We start from the raw sequence: 22,343 nt of genomic DNA on the forward strand, positions 1-22,343 counted from the left end.
CTTGAATTACAGCACCGTCATCGGTAAAGAGATTGCATGGCTCTGACGCGTTTATTGATTAAAGACTTCCGCAATATCGAGGCGGCGGATTTGGCGCTGGCGCCGGGATTCAACTTCCTGGTCGGCGCTAACGGCAGCGGCAAGACCAGCGTGCTGGAGGCGGTGTATACGCTCGGCCATGGCCGCGCCTTTCGCAGTCTGCAGGCCGGTCGGGTGATCCGCCACGACCAACCGGAGTTCGTGCTGCATGGCCGCATCGAAGGCGCGGAGCGCGAGCTATCGGTAGGATTGAGCAAGAGCCGTCAGGGTGACAGCAAAGTACGCATCGATGGCAGCGACGGCCACAAGGTGGCCGAGCTGGCGCAGCTGCTGCCCATGCAGCTGATCACCCCCGAAGGTTTTACCCTGCTGAACGGCGGGCCGAAATTCCGGCGCGCTTTCCTGGACTGGGGCTGTTTTCATAACGAACCCGGTTTTTTCACCGCCTGGAGCAACCTGAAACGGTTACTGAAGCAGCGCAATGCCGCGCTGCGCCAGGTGAGTCGCTATGCGCAGATCCGCGCCTGGGATCAGGAACTGATCCCGCTCGCGGAGCGCATCAGTGAATGGCGGGCGGAATACAGCGACGCGATCGCCGCGGATATCACCGCGACCTGCGCGCAGTTTCTGCCTGAATTCGCCCTGAGCTTCTCCTTCCAGCGCGGCTGGGACAAAGAGAGCGACTACGGCGAGCTGCTGGAGCGCCAGTTTGAGCGCGACAGGGCGTTGACCTATACCGCGGTGGGGCCGCATAAAGCGGACTTTCGCATTCGTGCCGACGGCACGCCGGTAGAGGATTTGTTATCGCGCGGTCAGCTTAAGCTGCTGATGTGCGCGTTGCGCTTGGCGCAGGGTGAGTTTCTCACCCGGCAGAGCGGGCGGCGTTGCCTGTATCTGATTGATGATTTTGCCTCCGAGCTGGACACCGGCCGTCGCCGGTTGCTGGCCGATCGCCTGAAAGCCACCCAGGCCCAGGTTTTTGTCAGCGCGGTCAGCGCTGAACAAGTGACCGACATGGCCGGTGAAAAGGGCAAGATGTTCCGCGTGGAACAGGGTAAAATAGAGGTTCAACCACAGGACTAAAATGAGCGAGAAACGTTGATGTCGAATTCTTATGACTCCTCAAGTATCAAGGTATTAAAAGGGCTGGATGCGGTGCGCAAGCGCCCGGGCATGTATATCGGCGATACCGATGACGGCACCGGTCTGCACCACATGGTATTCGAGGTTGTGGACAACGCTATCGACGAAGCGCTCGCGGGCCACTGTAGTGACATTCAGGTCACCATCCATGCCGACAACTCGGTATCGGTGCAGGATGACGGCCGCGGCATTCCGACCGGCATTCACCCGGAAGAAGGGGTTTCAGCCGCAGAGGTCATCATGACCGTGCTGCACGCCGGCGGTAAATTCGACGACAACTCCTATAAAGTTTCCGGCGGCCTGCACGGCGTGGGCGTCTCGGTGGTTAACGCCCTGTCGGAGAAACTGGAGCTGGTGATCCGCCGCGAAGGCAAAGTGCACGAACAAACTTACAGCCACGGCGAGCCGCAGGCGCCGCTGAACGTGGTGGGCGAAACCGAGCAGACCGGCACCATGGTGCGCTTCTGGCCGAGTCACCAGACCTTCACCAATGTGACCGAATTCGAGTACGACATTCTGGCCAAGCGTCTGCGCGAGCTGTCCTTCCTCAACTCCGGCGTGTCTATTCGCCTGAAGGACAAGCGCACCGACCGTGAAGACCACTTCCATTACGAAGGCGGCATCAAGGCGTTTGTCGAGTACCTGAACAAGAACAAAACCCCGATTCACCCGAACGTGTTCTACTTCTCCACCGTGAAAGACGACATCGGCGTGGAAGTGGCGCTGCAGTGGAACGACGGTTTCCAGGAAAACATCTACTGCTTCACCAACAACATTCCGCAGCGCGACGGCGGCACGCACCTGGTCGGTTTCCGTACCGCGATGACCCGTACGCTGAACAGCTACATGGAGAAGGAAGGCTACAGCAAGAAGGCCAAGGTCAGCGCCACCGGCGATGACGCGCGTGAAGGCCTGATCGCCGTGGTGTCGGTGAAGGTGCCGGATCCGAAGTTCTCTTCTCAGACCAAGGACAAGCTGGTCTCTTCCGAGGTGAAAACCGCGGTTGAAACGCTGATGAACGAGAAGCTGGTGGATTACCTGATGGAGAATCCGGGCGACGCGAAAATCGTGGTCGGCAAAATCATCGACGCGGCGCGCGCGCGCGAAGCGGCGCGTAAAGCGCGTGAGATGACCCGCCGCAAAGGCGCGCTGGATCTGGCCGGCCTGCCGGGCAAACTGGCGGACTGCCAGGAACGCGATCCGGCGCTGTCCGAACTGTACCTGGTGGAAGGGGACTCCGCGGGCGGCTCTGCCAAGCAGGGGCGCAACCGCAAGAATCAGGCTATCTTGCCGCTGAAGGGGAAAATCCTCAACGTCGAGAAAGCGCGTTTCGACAAAATGCTCTCTTCGCAGGAAGTGGCGACGCTGATCACCGCGCTGGGTTGCGGCATCGGCCGCGACGAGTACAGCCCGGACAAGCTGCGTTACCACAGCATCATCATCATGACCGATGCCGACGTCGACGGTTCGCACATCCGTACGCTGCTGTTGACCTTCTTCTACCGCCAGATGCCGGAAATCATCGAGCGTGGCCACGTGTTCATCGCACAGCCGCCGCTGTACAAGGTGAAGAAAGGCAAGCAGGAGCAGTACATCAAAGATGACGAGGCGATGGATCAGTATCAGATCGCCATCGCGATGGATGGCGCTACGCTGCACACCAATGCCAGCGCACCGGCGCTCGGCGGCGAGCAGTTGGAGAAACTGGTGGCCGAGCACTACGGCGTGCAGAAGCTGATTGGCCGCATGGAGCGCCGCTACCCGCGCGCGCTGCTGAACAGCCTGATCTACCAGCCGACGCTGAACGAAGGCGATCTCAGCGATGAAGCCAAGGTGAAAACCTGGATCGCGTCGCTGGTGCAGGCGCTGAACGACAAAGAGCAGCACGGCAGCAGCTATGACTTCGTGATCTTCGAGAACCGCGAGCGCCAGATGTTCGAGCCGGCGTTGCGCATCCGTACCCACGGCGTGGATACCGACTATAAGCTGGACTTCGATTTCATCCACGGCGGTGAATACCGCAAGATCTGCCAGCTGGGCGAGCAGCTGCGCGGGCTGATCGAAGAGGGCGCGTTCATTGAGCGCGGCGAACGCCGTCAGCCGGTAGACAGCTTCGAACAGGCGCTGGAGTGGCTGGTGAAAGAGTCGCGCCGCGGCCTGTCGGTGCAGCGTTATAAAGGTCTGGGCGAGATGAACCCGGAGCAGCTGTGGGAAACCACCATGGATCCGGAAAGCCGCCGCATGCTGCGCGTGACCGTCAAGGACGCCATCGCTGCCGATCAGCTGTTCACCACGCTGATGGGCGATGCGGTTGAACCGCGTCGCGCCTTTATCGAAGAAAACGCCCTGAAAGCGGCGAACATCGATATCTGATGCGTTAATGGCTGTGAAAATCCGCGCCGGGCGACCCGCGCGGATTTTTTTTTGGCCTTTTTTGGCGCTGACAGCCGAGGCTGAAACGCGTTAGCATGAATAAAAACCACTGGGAGAAGCGTTGAATGGCTATTGAACTGATTGCGATCGACATGGACGGCACGTTGCTGGATCCGCAGCACCAAATCACGCCGGCGGTAAAGCAGGCTATCGCGGCGGCGCGGCGCAAAGGGGTACACGTGGTGCTGGCCACCGGGCGGCCTTATGTCGGCGTGCAGGATTATCTGCGCCAGTTGGACATTCAGGGCCCCGGCGATTTCTGTATCACCTATAACGGCGCGCTGGTGCTGCGTGCGGTCGACGGCGCCTGCATTCTGCAAGAAACGCTGGGCTTTGAGGATTATCTGCATTTCGAGCAGATGGCGCGCGAGTTCGGCGTTCACTTCCAGGCGTTTGATTTCGATACCCTGTATACCCCGAACAAGGACATCGGCAAGTACACCATACACGAGGCGGAAATGACCGGTATTCCGCTGAAATACCGCAGCGTGGAAGAGATGGATCGCCAGATGCGTTTCCCGAAAGTGATGATGATCGACGAGCCGGAGCTGCTGGACCGCGCCATCGCGCGCATCCCGGCGGAAACGCGCGCGCGTTACACCATCCTGAAAAGCGCGCCTTATTTCCTCGAGATCCTGCACAAAAACGTCGATAAAGGCGCCGGGGTGAGAATGCTGGCCGAGCATCTCGGCGTGGCGCGGGAGAACATCATGACGCTGGGGGATCAGGCCAATGATACGGCGATGATCGAATATGCCGGCGTCGGCGTGGCGATGGGCAATGCCATTCCCGAGCTGAAAGCGGTGGCGCAGTTTGTCACCAGCGCCAATACCGAAGACGGAGTGGCGCGCGCTATCGAGAAGTTCGTGCTCAACGCCTGATAACGCGGGGCGCTGCGGCGCCCCTTTATACTTTCGCCAACACCCCTTTGGCGATCTGCAGATCCTGAATCGCCAAGCCGGTGAGATCGGCGATGGTGATGTGCTGCGGCTCGCGTCGTACCCGCCCTCCCTGCGCCAAGACGGCGCCAATTTCGACGATCGGCGTTGAAATCAGCCTATTTTGCCGATAAGCCGTCGCGATCTCGCCATAGTCCGCACACTGCGTCAGCGCATCGACCAGCAGCGCGTCTGCGCGGGCCACCAGCTCGGTCGCCAGTTCCTGCTTGCCGGGCGTGTCGGCGCCCACGGCGGTGATGTGCGTACCGGGCCGAATATCCGCCGCCTGCAATATCGGTTCGCGGCTGGGCGTGGTGGTCACGATCAGCTGACAGTGCGCCGCCAGTTCCGCCGCATTCTGCGTAACCCGCACCCGAAAACCCTCGGCTTCGGTATCGCGCCGATACGCCGCCAGCGCCTGTTCGTCTCGCCCCCACACCCACACCTCGCGGCAATCGGTCACCGGTTTCAGGCATTGCAGCTGCAGCCGCGCCTGCAGGCCCGTGCCGACAATGCCGATCGCCTGAATATGCGGCGGCGCGCACAGCTCGGCGACGATGCGGCCGGCCAGGGCGGTGCGCAGCGCGGTCAGCCAACCTTCATCTTGCAGCAGCGCCTGCGGCTCGCCGGTTTGGGCGGAGAACGCCATCATCAGCCCCTGATTGCTCGGCAGGCCGTGTTCGGCATTGCGATAGAAACCGGTAGAGATCTTGACCACGAACAGTTCGTCGCCTTCCAACCAGGCGGACTTGATGCAGCAGTCGCCGTCGGCCCGCTCGAACAGGAAATGCTGCACCGGCGGCTGTTGCACCCGCTGTTGCGAGTAGGCGATAAAACCCTGCTTCAGCAGCGGCGTTATGGTCTCGGCATCGAACGCGGCGAGGATTTGCTGCCGATTAAGGATGTGCATCGGCGATGGCCTTGAGGTATTTCTCCAGCACGATGTTCTTGCCGCACAGCACCACCGCCACCTTTTTACCCTGGTATTCCGGCGCCAGTTTGATCGCCGCCGCCAGCGCCACGCCGGCCGCGCCTTCGATAATCCAGCGATCGCTGGCGGCTATCCGGCGCATCGCGTGTTTAATCTCCGCCTCGCTGACCAGCACTTTGCGGTCGATCAGCTGTTGGCACAGCGGAAAGGTCACGGCGCCCGGCTCGACGCCGCCGGCGGTGCCGTCGGACAGGGTTTCTTGCTCTTCCACCGGGAAGATATGGCCCGCTTCCAGCGCGCTGTACAGGCTGGTGGCGTTTTCCGGCCAGCAGGCGATAAGCTGCGTGTTCGGCGACAGTTGCCGCAGAACGGTGCCGATGCCGGCGATATAACCCCCGCCGCCGACCGCCACGAACACGGCGTCCAGATCGGTGAGCTGTTCAACCAGCTCCATGCCGCAGGTGCCCTGGCCGGCGATCACCTGCTCGTCGTTATACGGCGAGATATAGGTTTTCCCCTGTTCGCGTGCGGCCTGTTCCCCCGCCAGTTCGGCGTTCAGCGCATCGCCCGGCACCAATTCCACGGTGCCGCCCAACGCGAGAATGGTGTCGAGCTTGATGCTCGCCGCCGTCTCCGGCGCATAAACCGTGACGCCAACGCCCATCAGTTGCCCCGCCAAAGCGACGGCCTGACCGTGGTTGCCGGTAGAGGCGGCGATCACGCCGCGCCGGCGTTGCGCGTTATCCAGCAGCCGCAGCTTGTTGCTGGCGCCGCGAAATTTAAAGGAACCGGTGTGCTGCAGGTGATCGCATTTCAAATACAGCTCGCAACCCAATTGCTGAGAAAGCAGCACGCTGCGCTCCAATGGCGTGACTCGCACCTGAGGGCGCAGTTGCTGATGGGCAGAAACAATGGCATCGAAAAGGGGGTTCATACCGGCTCCGGATTTTTTAGACTTAAAATCCAGTTTGTACTTTTTTGTATGGATTGTAAACCCCGTCGGGCAACCCGGCCAGAAAGCGGAAATGGCGGGGGTACGGCATCGCGTATGCGGTGAAAATAAACATTACTGGGCGTTTAGCGGCACAATTTTTTATTTATTTGCGTTAAGTAAGGTGCCGCTGTGGGCGTATTTAATGAGGAGAAGGATAATCAATAAAATAATGCTCGCTTCCTTTACTTATACCGTTTGGGCGTCGTTGAGTTTCCCCATCAGGAATGGGGCCGGCTAGCCGGGCGTTTATTTCCTGCCGGCGTCGTCGATAGGCTTAACGGATAAGTCTCATGGAAATTTCGACGCGGGAAAGCCCCCGGCTCGTCCTCGCCGGCCATATGAAACGCGGCTGCCGATCCGGTAAGATGGCCGTTCAGTGCCAGCATGCGCAGGAGAGCCGCCATGAGCCATCGGGAAAAACAACTGACTTTCGACCCACGCGGGCATCAGTTAACCAATATCAACGTCTGGACGCCGGACAGCCAATGGCTGGCTTATGACGTGCGCCCGCGCGGCGCCTCTTTCACCGGCCTGAGCATCGAGCGGGTTAACGTCGCCAGCGGCGCGGTGGAAGTGGTTTATCGCGCCCAGCACGGCGCACACGTCGGCGTGGTCACGGTCAGCCCCGATGCGCCGGCGCGTTACGTCTTCATCCACGGCCCGGAACACCCGGACAGCGCCTGGCAGTATGATTTTCATCACCGCCGCGGGGTGATCGTCAGCGAACCGGATCGCGAGTTGGCCATTACCCTCGACGCGCTGGATATCACGGCGCCCTACACGCCCGGCGCGCTGCGCGGCGGCAGCCATGTGCACGTTTTCAGCCCGGACGGCAGCCGCCTCAGCTTTACCTACAACGATCACGTGATGCATGAATGCGATCCGGCGCGCGATCTGCGCAACGTCGGCGTGGCCGTGCCGCTGCACGGGGTCAATCCGCCGAAACAGCATCCCCGTGAATATGACGGCAGCCACTATTGCGTGCTGGTTAGCGAGACCGTGCCGCAGCCGCAGCCGGGCAGCGATCAGATCAATCGCGCCTACGAAGAAGGCTGGATTGGCCGCGAAGGCTACCGTAAGGCCGACGGCAGTCGGCAACGTTGGGCGCTGGCGTTCATCGGCGATACGCTGTCCGCCGCCGGCGAGAAACTGCCGGAGGTGTTTATCGTCGATCTGCCGGAGAACGACGCCGACTACGCCAGGGCCGGCACGGTGCCGCTGCAGGGGACGGAAAGCGAGCTGCCGGCGCCGCCGCTTGGCGTCAGGCAGCGGCGGGTGACCTTTACCGGTGAACGCCGTTTTCCGGGCGTGGTCGGTGCGCCGCGCCATTGGCTGCGCAGCTCGCCGGACGGCAGCCAGATAGCTTTTCTGATGAAGGATGACGGCGGCGTGGTGCAACTGTGGACGGTGTCGCCGAACGGCGGTGAGCCGCGCCAGGTCAGCCGCGGCGAGCATGACATCCAGTCGGCGTTCAGCTGGCACCCGCAGGGCGGGACGATAGCCCTGGTGTGTGACAACAGCGTGATGCTGTGTGAGGTCGCCAGCGGCCGCCTGCAGCGTTTAACGCAGCGCAGCGTGCAGCCGCCGTCGGGGGATGCCGTGGTATTTTCGCCGGATGGCAAGAAAGTGGCATTTATGCGCGAGATTGCCGGATTCAACCAGATCTTTGTGGTTGAGGCGTAAGGCGGGCCTGATGGCCCGCTGCGTGCGAGATTAGTGTGTGGCGGTGCTGTCGTTGCCCTCGCCGGGGTTGCCGGTTGCCGCCAGATTCTGCTGCTCGCTGCGCAGGATGCGCGCTTTTGGCGAGTCTGCGGTGGCGTCATTGCCTGAACGCAGATAGTCGTAAGGCAGCAGCACGGTATCCATCACTGCGGAGAACGGCAGATCCAGCGCCACCAGCGGCATCATCGCCCAGCTGGTGTTGTCGTCCTTCAGCATGTCCACGCTGGCGCGGGTGCCGGGATAGTAACCCTGATTCGGGCCGGTATGGCTCATCACGCTGGAGCAACCGCTGGTCGCCAACAACATGCAGCCCGTCGCTATCGCTTTCATCGTCGTCATTAATCCATCCTGCAGGGTTGCTGTGCCCCTAAATTAAGCTGATTTATAACATCCTGTTGCTGCTTTAAAAGAAGCAAAATCCCGCTCTGTGGCGGCTCTCTCACTTTAGTGTAAGTGGTAAAAAAACTTTCACCTAACCGAAAAGCGCTTTTTTTGATCCTCGCCCGTTGAATTGATGAAATCAACCCCCATTTTATCATCAGAGCCGGATTGAGAATTTGCCGTAAGGGAATTCTGGCTTAATTAGCCTGTCCAGAATGGAAGGCGTATTTATTTCAACCTCGCTGAAGTGCCTTAGGAGGCTGTTTTATGCGTAATTTCGATCTTTCTCCGCTATACCGTTCCGCCATTGGTTTCGATCGCCTGTTCAACGCGCTGGAGGCCGGCCAGAGCCAGGGCAACGGCGGTTATCCCCCTTATAATGTCGAGCTGGTGGACGAAAATCATTATCGCATCGCCATTGCGGTAGCCGGGTTTGCCGAGCAGGAGCTGGAGATCACCACGCAAGATAATCTGCTGATCGTGCGCGGTGCGCACAATAACGAACCGGCAGAAAAAACCTATTTATATCAGGGCATCGCTGAGCGTAATTTCGAGCGTAAATTCCAGCTGGCCGAACATATTCAAATTAAAGGCGCCAAACTGGAGAACGGTCTGCTGTATATCGATATGCAGCGCATCGTGCCGGAAACATTAAAACCGCGCCGTATCGAAATTAAATAATTCCGTTTTCGCCGGCAGGAACGCTGTCGGCAAATATGCAGTAATAATCCGCCTGCCGTCAGGGGGCTGAATAAACACATCTCGCTTAATGAAAGGAGTTGTTCCTATGCGTAATTACGATCTATCCCCGCTTCTGCGTCAATGGATTGGTTTTGATAAACTGGCCAGTTCCATGGGGGGCCAGGAACCCCAGGGGTTCCCGCCGTATAATATCGAGAAAAGCGATGACAATCACTACCGCATTTCTCTGGCGCTGGCCGGTTTCCGGCAGAGCGAACTGAATATCGAAGTGGAAGGGCCGCGGCTGACCGTCAGCGGTAAACCCACGCCGCCGGAAAAACAGGTCGAGTACCTGCATCAGGGGCTGGTGTGCAAAGAGTTCCAGCTGACCTTCACTCTGGCGGAACACCTGCAGGTGTCCGAGGCCAAATTTGAAAATGGCCTGTTGCACATCGATCTGGTGCGTCAGGTTCCGGAAGCCTTGCAGCCTCAGCGCATCGCCATCGGCGCGACGCCGGAGCTGGAAGCCAAATAACCGACTGAAAAACGGTCATCATCATGCGGGGGAGATCCAGACGGATCTCCCCCGTTGCGTTATGTGGCGCACGCCACAGTCCCCCCGTCTGCCCGATGCCATAATCCTTGTTAATTATGTGTCTATGTCCGCAAATCCCCTATTCAACTTTGGCAAGGATGTGACCTATGAGCGATATCGCCCTGACCGTCAGCATGTTGGCGTTGGCGGCCGTCATTGGGCTGTGGATGGGGAACTGGAAGTTGTACGGTGTCGGGCTGGGGATTGGCGGCGTGCTGTTCGGCGGCATCCTGGTCGGCCACTTCGCCCAGAGCGGGCAAATCAGCCTGAACGGGGACATGCTGCACTTCATCCAGGAGTTTGGCCTGATCCTGTTCGTTTACACCATCGGCATTCAGGTTGGCCCCGGCTTCTTCTCTTCGCTGCGCGTCTCCGGTCTGCGGCTCAACGCCTTCGCGGTGCTGCTGGTGCTGACCGGCGGCGCAGTGGCGGCGGCGGTGCACAAGCTGTTCGACGTGCCGCTGCCGATCATCCTCGGCGTGTTCTCCGGCGCGGTCACCAACACGCCGGCGCTGGGCGCCGGTCAGCAAATCCTGACCGATCTCGGTTCCGATCCGGCGTTGGTGGACGGCATGGGCATGGGTTACGCCATGGCCTATCCGTTCGGCATTTGCGGCATCCTGCTGGTGATGTGGCTGATCCGATTGGTTTTCCGCATCAACATCGAGCGCGAGGCGCAGGCGTTTGAAAGCAGCCTGGGCAATCAGCGCGAGCTGTTGCACGCCATGAACGTGGCGGTGCGTAACCCCAATCTGCAGGGCATGGCGATCAAAAGCGTGCCGCTGCTCAACGGTGAAGCGATCGTCTGTTCGCGCCTCAAACGCGGCGAGCTGTTGATGGTGCCGGCGCCGCATGAGCGGCTGGAGCTCGGCGACTATCTGTACCTGGTGGGCAAACGCGAAGATCTGGAGAACGCCCGGCTGGTGATCGGCGAAGAGGTTGACGCTTCGCTGTCCACGCGCGGCACTGCGCTGCAGGTAGTGAGGGCGGCGGTGACCAACGAGCAGGTGCTGGGGAAAAAAATCCGCGATCTGAACCTGAAGCAGAAATATGACGTGGTGATTTCACGCCTCAACCGCGCCGGCGTGGAGCTGGTGGCCGGCAGCAACGTGACGCTGCAGTTTGGCGATATTCTCAACCTGGTCGGCCGGCCGGAGGCCATCGACGCGGTGACGGCAATCGTCGGCAACGCCCAACAAAAGCTGCAGCAGGTGCAGATGCTGCCGGTCTTTATCGGCATCGGCCTCGGGGTGCTGCTGGGCTCCATTCCGCTGTTTGTGCCCGGCTTCCCGGCGGCATTGCGGCTGGGGCTGGCCGGCGGGCCGTTGGTGGCGGCGCTGATCCTGGGGCGCATCGGCAGTATCGGCAAGCTGTACTGGTTTATGCCGCCGAGCGCCAACCTGGCGCTGCGCGAACTGGGCATCGTGCTGTTTCTGGCGGTGGTCGGTTTGAAATCGGGCGGCAATTTTATCGATACGTTGCTGCATGGCGAGGGGCTGACATGGATTGGTTATGGCGCGTTGATCACCGCCATTCCGCTGCTGAGCGTCGGCATTCTGGCGCGCACGGTGGGCAAGATGAACTATCTGACGCTGTCCGGCATGTTGGCGGGGTCGATGACCGATCCGCCGGCGCTGGCGTTCGCCAACGGCCTGCATCCCACCAGCGGCGCCGCCGCGCTGTCTTACGCCACCGTATATCCGCTGGCGATGTTCCTGCGCATCATGTCGCCGCAGCTGCTGGCGGTGCTGTTCTGGACGTTGTAGTGCGGATCGTCTACAGCCGATAAGGCATCAACACGCCATTGTCAGTGCCGAAATCTTTGGGGTTGCGGGAGATGAGCATCCGGAATCCCACCTGCGCGGTGGCCCAGATAATGGCGTCTGGCAGTTTCACATGCTGTGAGTGGCGCAGTTCTACGGCGCGTTCGGCGACTTCATCGGTAATAGGCAGCAGCAGAAATTGCCCTAAAAACTGACGTGTTTTCAGCTCCAGTGCCGGACCCTGTTTTTTAGCACCTACCATCACTTCCATCCAGGTGATGGCGCTGATGGCCGGATTGATGTGATACTCGACCAGAACGTCCCTGGCTTGAGGAATGCCGTTGAGATAATCGATCAGGATATTGGTGTCGAATAACGCCCGTTGAGCCACCATTATTCCCACTCCTCGCGCTGACGATTTTCGTACTCCACGCCATCTCCCATCGCCCCGGACCAGAGCCCGAAAGCGTTGCTGGGATCTTCCACGTGGTTCTCCGTCAGATAGCGGGAGACTGCTTGACGAATGATTTCGGCCCGGGGAACGTGGCGGATATTTTTCAGATTATCGAGCTGCCGCAGGTCTTCTTCAGGTAAATCGATCACGATGCGAGTCATCGTTGGCCCTCCAAAAAAGATATACGATATATGCATCGTATATCTTTATCGGTCGATTTTCAATCAGTCGGCGTTAGCCTTCCTGATGTGCGCGTTCGATCTCTTCCGCCAGAATAGCCACGCCGCGCTCGATTTTCTCCGGATCGGGCACGTAGTTCATGCGCATGCACTGGTGGGTATGTGGCCATTCATGCTCCAGTCCCGGGAAGAAGTAGTGGCCGGGCACCATCAGCACGCCGCGCTTTTTCAGGCGCTGATACAGCACTTCGGTGGTGATCGGCAGATCCTTGAACCACAGCCAGAGGAAGATAGCCCCTTCCGGTTTGTGGATCAGGCAGCGTTCCGGCGACAGGTAGCGGCGAATGATCTCGATGGTGTGCTCGACGCGCTGTTTGTAGAACGGGCGAATCACCTCGTTCGACAGGCGCAGCAGATCGCCGCGCGCGATCATTTCCGTCGCCATCGCCGGCCCCATGCTGCCTGGAGACAGGCTGATGATGCCGTTCATGTTGGTCAACGCGGTGATCACCTTCTCGTCGGCGATCACGATGCCGCAGCGCGAGCCGGGCAGGCCGAGCTTGGACAGGCTCATGCACAGGATGGTGTTCGGGTTCCACAGCGGCGTGGCGTCGCTGAAGATGATGCCGGGGAACGGCACGCCGTAGGCGTTGTCGATGACCAGCGGAATATCGCGCTGTTGCGCCAGCAGATCGAGCTTCATCAGCTCTTCGTCGGTGATCACGTTGCCGGTCGGGTTGGTCGGCCGTGAAACGCAGATCATGCCGATGTCATCGCCGATGGTGAGATGTTCGAAATCGACGTGATACTTGAACTGGCCGTCCGGCAGCAGCTCGATGTTCGGTTTGGCGGAGACGAACAGCCCTTCATCCAGCCCGGCATCGGCATAGCCGATATATTCCGGCGCCAGTGGGAACAACACGCGGCGGCGCGAGCCGTCGGCGTAGCGGCCGGCGAACAGGTTGAACAAGTAGAAAAATGCGCTTTGGCTGCCATTAGTCAGAGCAATATTCTGTGGCGAGATCTCCCAGCCGAGCTCGTCGCGCAGCAGATTGGCCAGCGCTTTCAGCAGCGCGTCCTTGCCTTGCGGGCCGTCGTAGTTGCACAGCGCTTCGGTCAGTTTGCCCTGGTCGAGCATCTCCTGGCACAGCTGTTTGAAATAGGCTTCCATCTCTGGGATCTGTGCGGGGTTGCCGCCGCCGAGCATGATGGCGCCGGGGGTGCGCAGGCCTTCGTTCAGGTCGTCCATCAAACGGGTAATGCCCGCATAACGGGTAAATTTTTCGCCGAAAAGTGAGAAAGTCATAGGTGCAGCAGTACTGTTTTTTAGCAGGTAATCACCCACCATACCGCCAGATAAACCCCGCTGCAATGCGGCTGACAAATCGACCGGTGGGCACAAGTTTTGCCCTGCGTTCGATTAGCAGCATATTACGCTGGATTATTGTGACCGTTCGCCGGCCCACGCCATTATCGCCTCAACCTTTCAGCCACGCGATTCAGCCACGCGATCTTAGGGTTGGCACAGGTTTTGCGGTCCCGACCCAGATCACACTTTTTCGCTGCATTTCATTAACACTATGGCAATTTATAACCATATCGAGTAACTTCCGCATCCGTTAAATTTAACTTAACAATAAAGATTATCTAAACTAATGCTCGGAAAGGGATGAGTAGTGCGGTAGCGTGGATGAAGCCATGCCAAAAGCACGGCTTTCAAGGCGATTTTACTTGCCTGACCATGGGTTGATTGCCAGTTTCGTCCCTGTCTATCTACAGAGTAATCGGTTTGATGAGCGGTGTCTCCTGCTGGCCGGCATGGGGCATGTACGTTGCCGTTGCTGAAAATTGGCTATTTTGTATAAAAAACACTAATCATACTACCCGCGAGGGAGCCGCAAATAGCATTTAGCGGCGTAACGCCAGGGTAGGGCGCTCTGTGTCCGGCAGATGCGCATCGCCAGGCATCGCAGCCCATTAGGCGGGTAGGGTTGGAGGATAAAGGTTTCGCGCCGATTCACCTGGCGTCATTTGAAAACCCGTATGCAGCGTAGACTTTCGCTCACCGCGCACAAGTGAGATGAGGTCAGGTAGCAATGAAAAACAGCGCAAGTCTGGTTTCGATAAATAAGTGGAAAAGAAATCTATAAAAGTCTCTTTCGCACTTTTTAGCGTGCAGGAAGTTTAAAGAATAAATAATCAAGCTCTTTTATTTGTGAGATGAATTACTTCACTTGAAAAACAGGGAAGCATTTGCTGTTCAATGTTCATGAGCATTGCGGTGAACATCAATATGTCGTTATTCCAATCAGAGTAAAAAGGAAGATTGCACGATGATTCGTGGTAACATTAAAGAGTTTGAGAACACACTTGAGTGCCGTGTGAGCGCATACCCCATGATGACAGATGTAGGGTATTGCAAATTGGCTTCGGATGACTTTAACCTTACCGATGCGCAAAAATCAGACTTAAGTATTATTCAGCGGCATTTCGATACGCTTGCTCTGGATCCCTACGGTGAAAATGCGGGGCGCTATCGGCAGCACAGTAAATATGTGCTTTTACCTTGCTTTAATCTCTTGATTCCTCAATCTTCCGAACACGCCTACAGTTACAAACAAGATGTCGGATTTAATGATGAAGTCGTTGAGGAGGCAAGGAAGTTTCAGCCTGTTCCAAACGAAATTTTGTCAAATAATCTGATCACGTCGCTTGTCCTGCATGATTTTAAAAACTCCCCGTTACATGAGTATGCTTCCACGATTCCCATGGAGGTCGGCATTCACTTCATCAGAATGAAAGCGACGGTTGATGCGCCGGGGATTTCCGTACCGAATCGACTTCATAAGGATGGCGAGCCTTGCACCTGGATACATTTGATCAATCGTGATGGTGTTTCTGGCGGTGAGAACATCATTACAGATAACACCAAGACGAACATCCTGTGTAATGAGGCGATGCTCAAACCGCTGGACTCCATCGGCATCGTTGATGATCTAGTCTGGCACCAGGTGAAACCGGTTCATGTGGATGGGCACGGTAAGGTGGGCTTCCGCGATGTCATATTAATCGATTTCACCCCGATGTTCGCGGTGCCAAATAACCCATCGTAATAAAGACTCACATGAACGGGGGGATCCTTTATTCAAGGCATGCCCCCCACTTCCTGATACTCGAAAATAGGCAGTAACCGTGTTAGCAAAAGAAACTCTTGCCGTTCACAGCGGAACCATTATCGACGAAATGCATGGTGGCATTCTTTCTCCGCTATTCTCCGCGAGTTCTCACAAGCATCTTGATATGACAGAAGATGTCTATCCAAGACATGGTAACTTACCCAATCAACGCGCCGTTGCCGAGAAGATGTGCGCATTGGAAAGCGGTGGTGAGGCCGCTCTGGTATTCAGTTCCGGTATGGCGGCTTTCGCGACGGCGATGCTTTCGCATTTAAAAGCCGGTGACCATATTGTTTTACAAAACGGCGTGTATTCAGGTGCGCTCAAGTTTGTACAGAATCATTTTGCAAAATTAGGCATCACATACAGCGTTTCGGAGAGTTGTGAAGTAGAGAGCATCATCGCATTAGTCAATTCGAATACGCGAATGATATATATCGAAACACCGACAAATCCATTGCTTAAAATCCTGAACATTGAGCTATTGACCCGATTCGCCAAGAGTCGGGGGGTGTTCACCATTATTGATAACACCGTGGCGACGCCTATCAACCAAAACCCTCTGGAATATGGCGTCGATTTGGTATTGCACAGCGCCACCAAGTTTTTGGGCGGCCACGGCGATGTGTCAGGCGGCGTGGCTGTCGGCAGTGAAGAGTCCATTGCTGCAATGGCCGAATATATGAATGACTTTGGCGGGTGTCTGAACGCGCAGTCATGTCATCTGCTTGAGCGAAGCTTGCGCACGTTGGCCATTCGAATGAATGCCATTAACCGCAACGCGATGGAACTGGCCAGCCGTTTAAATGAGCACCCTAATGTGACGAACGTGTTCTATCCGGGGTTGCCGAGTCATCATAATCATAGCGTAGCCCGCGAACAAATGAGGGGGTTCGGCGGCATGGTCAGCTTTGAAATCGCCCCGCGGTTTGACGCGACAAGTTTTCAGAAGAAGTTAAATCTCATCGTCCCTTCCAACAGTTTGGGGGATTTGGAGACCACGCTGAACTCGCCTTATCAGGCCTCATCGTCGTTCAGAAGTCTTAGCGAGCAGGAGCAGAAAAAATCAGGGATTACGAGGCAATTAATACGAATGTCAGTCGGCATCGAAGACGTTAATGACTTGTATGAAGATTTGCATCAAGCGCTCAAGTGAATGATATGGAATTAGAAATGCAAACAGGCTCAACGTTGAATAGTGATGAAGTTCACCGCATAGAATCTCTTTATGGGCTGACGGTAAAAAGCAGCGCCTTCTTGGGGATGGGATCTGGCAATACCAATTACTGCCTCGAAACGGATATCGGCCGCTGTGTTTTCAGCATTATTGAAGAGCAAAGCCGTGATGATGTTGAGATCATGGCGAAGACGCTGGTATGGCTGGAAGCACATGATTATGAGACCTCCTTGCTGGTCAAACCCAAAGGGCAAGAAAGCTATTCAATTATATTAAGGGGCAAGCACTCTCTATTAAGAACCTATATGGATGGCGCCGTCCGCCGGGATTTCAACGAACATATGCTCAGGCAGCTCGGCGTTGCCATGGCGAAACTGCATACGATCCCCGTCCCTAATTTCTTAACAGACTCAGTCTTCTATGAGCAGAAAAAGTTCATGGATGCCCTCGATGCCAATATCGATCAGGATTATGAGCGCTGGGCCAAAGACAGACTCAGGCATCTTGCCGTAGAACGCATCAGCGGCTTGCCTACCTCTGTCATCCACTCCGATCTTTTCTACGACAATATGCTGTTTGAAGGCGAGCAGTTCGTCGGCATGATAGATTTTGAGTTGACCTGTATTTATCACTCCGTTTTCGATATCGCCATGGCGATTGTCGGCACCTGCGGCATCAATGGGACGCTGTCGCCGGAAAAAGCGAAGCATATCATCGCGGGTTATAATTCTATAAGAATGCTTGAAGCGCGCGAAATTAAGGTGTTGAAAACCTATACGGAATACGCCGCCATCCTGACATCTCTTTGGCGTTATTGGCGGTATAGAATCTATCAGCCGGGTGGTGATAAATCTGATAAATATCGCGAAATGACAAGCCTGGCTAAAAGTATTGAACGCACCGACTTCTCACAAATTTGCTGACACGTTCCCTTCATAAAGTAAAAGGGCGTCGAGCGTAAATTCGACGCCAAGACAATCGAACGTTAATATTCGGCCCTGATTATAGTACGGAGTAACCCGCTGCATGGACATCAAAGACACGAAAAAAATCGTCATCCTCGTTGACGCCTACTCATCCGGAAATGATGTGGCACCGGAATTCAATAAAAAAGGATACGGGTGCGCGCACATTCAAAGTCGAGAAGATATCCCGGCGAAGCTGCTGAATAGCTACAGAGGGGATGATTTCTTTATCAGTTTGCAATACACGGGGGATGAGATCCTCAATCAATTGCAAGAGTATGATGTTATCGCGGTGATTGCAGGCTGTGAAACAGGCATTGAACTCGCAGATCATCTGGCTGAGCTTCTGGACCTGCCCGGTAACGATACCGGCACGAGCCGTTCTCGCAGGAATAAATACTTGATGCAGGAGTGCCTGAAAAATAGCGTGATCAATCATATCCCCACGCACCGGTTAACTACCCTTAAAGACGCCACGCAATATGCGACCGAGCTGTTTAAAAAATACCGGAAGCTGGTGCTAAAACCCGTTGACAGCGCAGGCACGGACTCCGTTTTTGTTTGCAAAACGGTTGAAGAAGTTGAAGCTCATTCGGGTGATTTGTTCAAAAAAAGCAATCAGCTCAATTTAAAAAATGAAGTCATTGTTCTGCAGCCTTTTATTGAGGGGGAAGAGTACGTCGTCGATACTGTCAGTTATCAAGGCCGTCACAAGATCTGTGCGATATGGAAGATGGGCAAGGGCAGTTACAACGGGGCCGATTCCATCTGTGAGTTCACCGAACTGACCTCCTTCGATGCGCAGAATCACGCTCAGCTCAAAGATTACATCTTTAGCTGTCTGGATGCTTTAGGGATCACGTTTGGCGCAGCGCACTCGGAACTGTTTTTAACCAAAGACGGTTGGACGCTAATTGAAACCGGGGCCAGACCGCACGGCGCGGGTTTTCCGGCGTTGTCATCCCTGGCGTTGAAGCGCACGCAGATTGACGAACTGGTACTGAGCGTGTGTTCAACCGAGGCATTCCTGGAAGCGGTCGCAGAGGAATATAAACCGTTAAACTATTTAAAAATTAAAGAGCTGATATCTTTTAGCGCTGGCACTATCAAGGCTGTTAAGCATGTCGATACCATCGCCGGTTTGCCATCCTACAAGAAATCAAATCTGCCGGATGTTGATCAGGAAATAAAACTCACGACGGACGTTTACAGCTCTCCGGGCTGGATTGCGTTAAGCCACCGTTGCGCCGATCAGCTCAATGCCGACTATCAATATATCGTTGGCCTTGAAAGTAAGGGCATGTTTGAAGTCTATGAACAGTAAAATCAAGGCGTCCGGCCCAACGTACATTCTTGGATATTGCATCCTGGGTGCGGCCATAGATGTTTTTCTCTCAGGTTTGTTGCAGAGCATCGATCTGTTCGTATTATTGTTTTGGACTTTCACCTTGACCTGGCTCGGTTTCTTTGTGATCTCCGTGCTGTTTTTCCCCGTCAAGCTGCGAGCTTGCCTCAACGCCTGGAAGTTAATTCTATTATTGAATATCTCTACGCTGGGAGCTTGGGTTGGGCTTTTCGTTGGGTTGAAATGGACGGAGCCCTCCATTCTGGTGGCCATGCTTTTTGGACTGAGCCCGATCATTTCTGTTTTCATTGAGATTTATAACCGAAATTCGGTGGGTGTAAAAAACATCGTTATAGCCGTGATGCTGGCTTTTATTGTCGCCGTGCTGATGATATTGGCCGTGAAAGGGCAGCGTTTTAACCCCTTCGATTCAAACACCCTATTTGTTCTGGCGCTTGGCTTAGTGTGTCTCGTCACCTCAACCTGTATGGCTGTCGGCACCTATATTGCAAAATCATTGTCCAAACAAGCGTTTAACGCCGTCAATATTCAGTCGTTCAGATTTCCCTTGCTCATTGGCGTCTGCGCGCTGATGTTGCCGAGCGAAGGCGTATTGGCAACGACGCAACCCAGCTTCTGGATGTACCTGCCGATCATCGTCATATTAGGGAATATATTGCCGCTATGGATGCTGCAAAAGGGTATTGAACTCACCAGCGCCTTGACCACCAACATTATTGTGAATGTTTCACCCTGCATTACGCTGTTGCTGGAGGCTTTTGACCCGTCGATAGCCTACAGCCATATGAAACTGGCGGTGTTGGTGATGCTGCTGCTGGTCATGCTGATCGCCAATGACGACGTGGGCAAATTTGTCGTCAGCAAGATAAGGGGGAAGCCCGTGAGGTTGACGGAGTGAAGATACTCCGTCGATAGCTGCAAAAAGCGGCGAGGCCAGCGATCCGTAGATCGCCGGCCTCGATAAGTTATTTCTGCAACAGCTGCGGGTTGACGCAGTTTTCTTTCACCGTGCCGGTCAATGCCGCGATCAAGTTATCCACCGCGCAGGCGGCCATGCCGTAGCGCGTTTCATGGGTGGCGGAGCCGATGTGCGGCAACGCCACCACGTTCGGCATACTGAGCAGCGGCGAGTCGGCCGGCAGCGGTTCCTTCTCGAACACATCCAACCCCGCGGCGTGGATCACGCCGTTTTGCAGCGCTTCGATCAGCGCCTGTTCATCCACCACCGGCCCGCGGCCGGCGTTGATCAGAATGCCGCTTTTCTTCATCTTCGCCAGCTGATCGCGGCCGATCAGATGGAAAGTTTGTTCGGTCAGCGGCAGCGTGATGCAAACGAAATCCGACTCGGCCAGCAGGGTATCCAGATCGCAGCGGCGGGCGTTGAAGCGTTGCTCCGCCTCTTCGTGCGTGCGGCGGGCGTTGTACAGCACCGGCATGCCGAAGCCGAAGTGCGCGCGCTGCGCCAGCGCCAGGCCGATGCGGCCCATGCCGAGGATGCCGATGGTTTTGTGGTGCACGTCGACGCCGAACCAGTCCGGCCCGATGCTGCCGCGCCATTCGCCGGCCTTGACCCGTTCCGCCACTTCCACCACCCGGCGCGCCGTCGCCAGCACCAGGCTCATGATGGTGTCGGCGACGGTTTCGGTCAGCACCGTCGGGGTGTGCATCAACAGCACGTTATGGGCGTTGAGCGCCTCGACGTCGAAGTTGTCGTAGCCGACGGAAACGGTCGAAGCCGCGCGCAGTTTGGGCGCCTGCTGCAGGAAGGCTTCGTCAATTTTACCGCCGGAACCGATGATCCCTTCGGCCTGCTGCAACGCCTGGCGCAGTTCCTCGCGGTTCTCCGGCTGCAGGCCGTTGAACGCGTGTACGGTGAAGTGCTGTTCCAGACGTTCACGCAGGTCGGCGGGCAGGCTTTTGTACAATACGATAGAAGGTTTCATCACGAACTCCAGCTGGGCCAAAGGGGGCATGGCGCCCCCTCGGGTTGATTGACAGAGGAAAAGTATAACCGGATCAAGCCATCTGCGGCTGGATCTCGTTGCGGGCGGGCTTGACGATCAGCGTCAACACCACCGCCACCACCAGTGCGATGGCCATAAACATGTAGGAAGCCGCCGGGCTGCCGGTGGCGCCGTTCAGGTAACCGACGAACCAGGAACCGAAGAACGAACCCAGCGCGCCCATGCTGTTGATCAGCGCCATGGCGCCGCCGGCGACGTTTTTCGGCAGCATTTCCGGAATGATGGCGAAGAACGGCCCATAAGGGGCGTACATCGCGGCGCCGGCGACCACCAGCAGGCCGTAAGAGATCCAGAAATGGTTGGTGCCGACGGCGTAAGAGCCGAAGAACGCCAGCGCGCCGATCAGCAGCAGCGGCCAGACAAACAGCTTGCGGTTTTGCATTTTGTCCGACGCCCAGGAGACCACGATCATGGCGATGGTCGCCGCCAGGTAAGGCACCGCCGACAGCCAGCCGGCTTCCACCATGCCCATCTGCATGCCGCTGCGCAGGATGGAAGGCAGCCACAGCACGAAGCCGTATACGCCGATGCTCCAGGCGAAGTACTGCACGCACAGCAGGATCACGTTGCGCGAACGGAAGGCTTCGCCGTAGTTGCGCACGGCCTTGATGCCTTTCTGTTCTTCGTCCAGCTGCTGTTGCAGCGCCTGTTTCTCATCGGCGCTCAACCAGCCGGCCTGCGCCGGTTTGTCTTTCGCCAGCACCCACCAGCAGAACGCCCAGATGACCGCCGGAATGCCCTCGATGATGAACATTTCGCGCCAGCCGAAGGCGTGGATCAGGTAACCGGACACCACCGACATCCACAGCACCGTCACCGGGTTGCCGAGGATCAGGAAGGTATTGGCGCGTGAACGCTCCGATTTGGTGAACCAGTTGCTGATGTAAATCAGCATTGCCGGCATCACCGCCGCTTCCACCACGCCGAGGATAAAGCGGATGGCGGCCAACATCGGGATATTGCTGACCACGCCGGTCAGCGAGGCGCAGCCGCCCCACAGGATCAGGCACCAGAAGATCAGTTTTTTGACGCTGCGGCGCTCGGCGTAGATGGCGCCGGGAATTTGGAAGAAGAAATAACCGAGGAAAAACAGCGCGCCCAGCAGCGAGGCCATGCCCTTGGTGATGCCGAGATCCTCATTGATGCCGGCGGCGGAGGCGAAGCTGAAGTTGGCGCGATCGAGATAGGCCAGACTGTAGGTGATAAACACGATGGGCATGATGTACCACCAGCGTTTGGCCGCGACAGTCGCTTTGTTCATGTTCAGTATCCTTCAGTGGTGTTGCATCCCCTTCGCCCAGCCCGTTGGGCATGAAAGACGAAGGGGCAGATGCTCTCCCGACGCGTCCCGGTTGTAGGGCCAGAGGCTGACGTCATGCGGA

Annotated in this window: 20 protein-coding genes; 12 read left to right on the plus strand and 8 right to left on the minus strand. The window is 56.7% G+C overall.

All coding sequences use genetic code 11. The features are described from left to right. Positions 1–36: 36 nt before the first annotated feature. From recF to yidA, 3 genes are all read left to right on the plus strand, one after another. Positions 37–1,122: a DNA replication/repair protein RecF gene (gene recF, locus ACUTQY_RS19170; protein ID WP_004933895.1), complete on the plus strand. Its 1,086-nt coding sequence runs from the start codon at positions 37–39 to the stop codon at positions 1,120–1,122. A gap of 18 nt (positions 1,123–1,140) precedes the next feature. Beyond that, a complete protein-coding gene (gene gyrB, locus ACUTQY_RS19175) occupies positions 1,141–3,555 on the plus strand; it encodes a DNA topoisomerase (ATP-hydrolyzing) subunit B (RefSeq protein WP_004933898.1) in 2,415 nt (804 codons plus the stop codon). Positions 3,556–3,680: 125 nt separating this feature from the next. Continuing rightward, positions 3,681–4,496: a sugar-phosphatase gene (yidA, locus tag ACUTQY_RS19180; RefSeq protein WP_033645143.1), complete on the plus strand. Its 816-nt coding sequence runs from the start codon at positions 3,681–3,683 to the stop codon at positions 4,494–4,496. A 25-nt stretch (positions 4,497–4,521) separates the two neighbouring features. Here the strand turns inward: yidA and ACUTQY_RS19185 are convergent, their stop codons facing one another. Both ACUTQY_RS19185 and ACUTQY_RS19190 read right to left on the minus strand, forming a co-directional pair. Continuing rightward, a complete protein-coding gene (locus ACUTQY_RS19185; protein WP_033645142.1) occupies positions 4,522–5,463 on the minus strand; it encodes an ornithine cyclodeaminase family protein in 942 nt (313 codons plus the stop codon). After that, positions 5,450–6,418, minus strand: a complete 969-nt coding sequence (locus ACUTQY_RS19190; RefSeq protein ID WP_046687994.1) for a threonine/serine dehydratase — start codon at positions 6,416–6,418, stop codon at positions 5,450–5,452. Before ACUTQY_RS19190 ends, ACUTQY_RS19185 begins: the two co-directional genes overlap by 14 nt. A 462-nt stretch (positions 6,419–6,880) precedes the next feature. Here ACUTQY_RS19190 and ACUTQY_RS19195 point away from each other — a divergent pair, with 462 nt between their 5' ends. After that, complete coding sequence (locus tag ACUTQY_RS19195) at positions 6,881–8,161, plus strand: DUF3748 domain-containing protein (protein WP_033645140.1); 1,281 nt, start codon at positions 6,881–6,883, stop codon at positions 8,159–8,161. 30 nt (positions 8,162–8,191) lie between these two features. Here the strand turns inward: ACUTQY_RS19195 and ACUTQY_RS19200 are convergent, their stop codons facing one another. Then, a complete protein-coding gene (locus ACUTQY_RS19200) occupies positions 8,192–8,539 on the minus strand; it encodes a YceK/YidQ family lipoprotein (RefSeq protein ID WP_016929593.1) in 348 nt (115 codons plus the stop codon). Between the two features lie 309 nt (positions 8,540–8,848). On the opposite strand from ACUTQY_RS19200, the gene ibpA reads away from it, so the two are divergent. The 3 genes from ibpA (at position 8,849) to ACUTQY_RS19215 (ending at position 11,623) form a co-directional block, all read left to right on the plus strand. Then, complete coding sequence (gene ibpA / locus ACUTQY_RS19205) at positions 8,849–9,262, plus strand: small heat shock chaperone IbpA (protein WP_004933919.1); 414 nt, start codon at positions 8,849–8,851, stop codon at positions 9,260–9,262. Between the two features lie 106 nt (positions 9,263–9,368). Continuing rightward, positions 9,369–9,797 (plus strand): small heat shock chaperone IbpB, encoded by a 429-nt coding sequence (ibpB, locus tag ACUTQY_RS19210; protein WP_004933922.1) that lies wholly within the window; start codon positions 9,369–9,371, stop codon positions 9,795–9,797. A gap of 167 nt (positions 9,798–9,964) precedes the next feature. Further along, positions 9,965–11,623: a putative transporter gene (locus tag ACUTQY_RS19215; RefSeq protein WP_445583310.1), complete on the plus strand. Its 1,659-nt coding sequence runs from the start codon at positions 9,965–9,967 to the stop codon at positions 11,621–11,623. A 10-nt stretch (positions 11,624–11,633) separates the two neighbouring features. Here ACUTQY_RS19215 and ACUTQY_RS19220 read toward each other — a convergent pair whose 3' ends face one another. From ACUTQY_RS19220 to ACUTQY_RS19230, 3 genes are all read right to left on the minus strand, one after another. Then, positions 11,634–12,014, minus strand: a complete 381-nt coding sequence (locus ACUTQY_RS19220) for a type II toxin-antitoxin system VapC family toxin (RefSeq protein ID WP_025304766.1) — start codon at positions 12,012–12,014, stop codon at positions 11,634–11,636. Next, a complete protein-coding gene (locus ACUTQY_RS19225) occupies positions 12,014–12,235 on the minus strand; it encodes a ribbon-helix-helix domain-containing protein (protein ID WP_025304767.1) in 222 nt (73 codons plus the stop codon). Before ACUTQY_RS19225 ends, ACUTQY_RS19220 begins: the two co-directional genes overlap by 1 nt. A 73-nt stretch (positions 12,236–12,308) precedes the next feature. Further along, positions 12,309–13,559, minus strand: a complete 1,251-nt coding sequence (locus ACUTQY_RS19230) for a valine--pyruvate transaminase (protein ID WP_033645138.1) — start codon at positions 13,557–13,559, stop codon at positions 12,309–12,311. 1,027 nt (positions 13,560–14,586) lie between these two features. Here ACUTQY_RS19230 and ACUTQY_RS19235 point away from each other — a divergent pair. From ACUTQY_RS19235 to ACUTQY_RS19255, 5 genes are all read left to right on the plus strand, one after another. Continuing rightward, the gene (locus tag ACUTQY_RS19235; protein WP_033645137.1) at positions 14,587–15,366 is read left to right on the plus strand and encodes a 2OG-Fe dioxygenase family protein; all 780 of its coding nucleotides are present in this window, start codon (positions 14,587–14,589) and stop codon (positions 15,364–15,366) included. A 79-nt stretch (positions 15,367–15,445) separates the two neighbouring features. Further along, positions 15,446–16,585, plus strand: a complete 1,140-nt coding sequence (locus ACUTQY_RS19240) for a trans-sulfuration enzyme family protein (protein ID WP_046687995.1) — start codon at positions 15,446–15,448, stop codon at positions 16,583–16,585. Between the two features lie 5 nt (positions 16,586–16,590). Next, positions 16,591–17,529, plus strand: coding sequence for a phosphotransferase (locus ACUTQY_RS19245; RefSeq protein WP_080273428.1), 939 nt, complete (start codon positions 16,591–16,593; stop codon positions 17,527–17,529). A 103-nt stretch (positions 17,530–17,632) separates the two neighbouring features. Next, the gene (locus ACUTQY_RS19250; RefSeq protein WP_046687996.1) at positions 17,633–18,895 is read left to right on the plus strand and encodes an ATP-grasp domain-containing protein; all 1,263 of its coding nucleotides are present in this window, start codon (positions 17,633–17,635) and stop codon (positions 18,893–18,895) included. Beyond that, positions 18,885–19,835 (plus strand): hypothetical protein, encoded by a 951-nt coding sequence (locus ACUTQY_RS19255; RefSeq protein WP_046687997.1) that lies wholly within the window; start codon positions 18,885–18,887, stop codon positions 19,833–19,835. Before ACUTQY_RS19250 ends, ACUTQY_RS19255 begins: the two co-directional genes overlap by 11 nt. Positions 19,836–19,902: 67 nt before the next feature. Here the strand turns inward: ACUTQY_RS19255 and ghrB are convergent, their stop codons facing one another. Then, complete coding sequence (ghrB, locus tag ACUTQY_RS19260; RefSeq protein ID WP_033645132.1) at positions 19,903–20,880, minus strand: glyoxylate/hydroxypyruvate reductase GhrB; 978 nt, start codon at positions 20,878–20,880, stop codon at positions 19,903–19,905. A gap of 73 nt (positions 20,881–20,953) precedes the next feature. Further along, positions 20,954–22,222 carry an MFS transporter gene (locus ACUTQY_RS19265; protein WP_033645131.1) on the minus strand — a complete coding sequence of 423 codons (1,269 nt, stop codon included), beginning with the start codon at positions 22,220–22,222 and terminating at the stop codon, positions 20,954–20,956. Positions 22,223–22,343: the final 121 nt, after the last annotated feature.

Source organism: Serratia sp. TSA_130.1 (assembly GCF_052691795.1).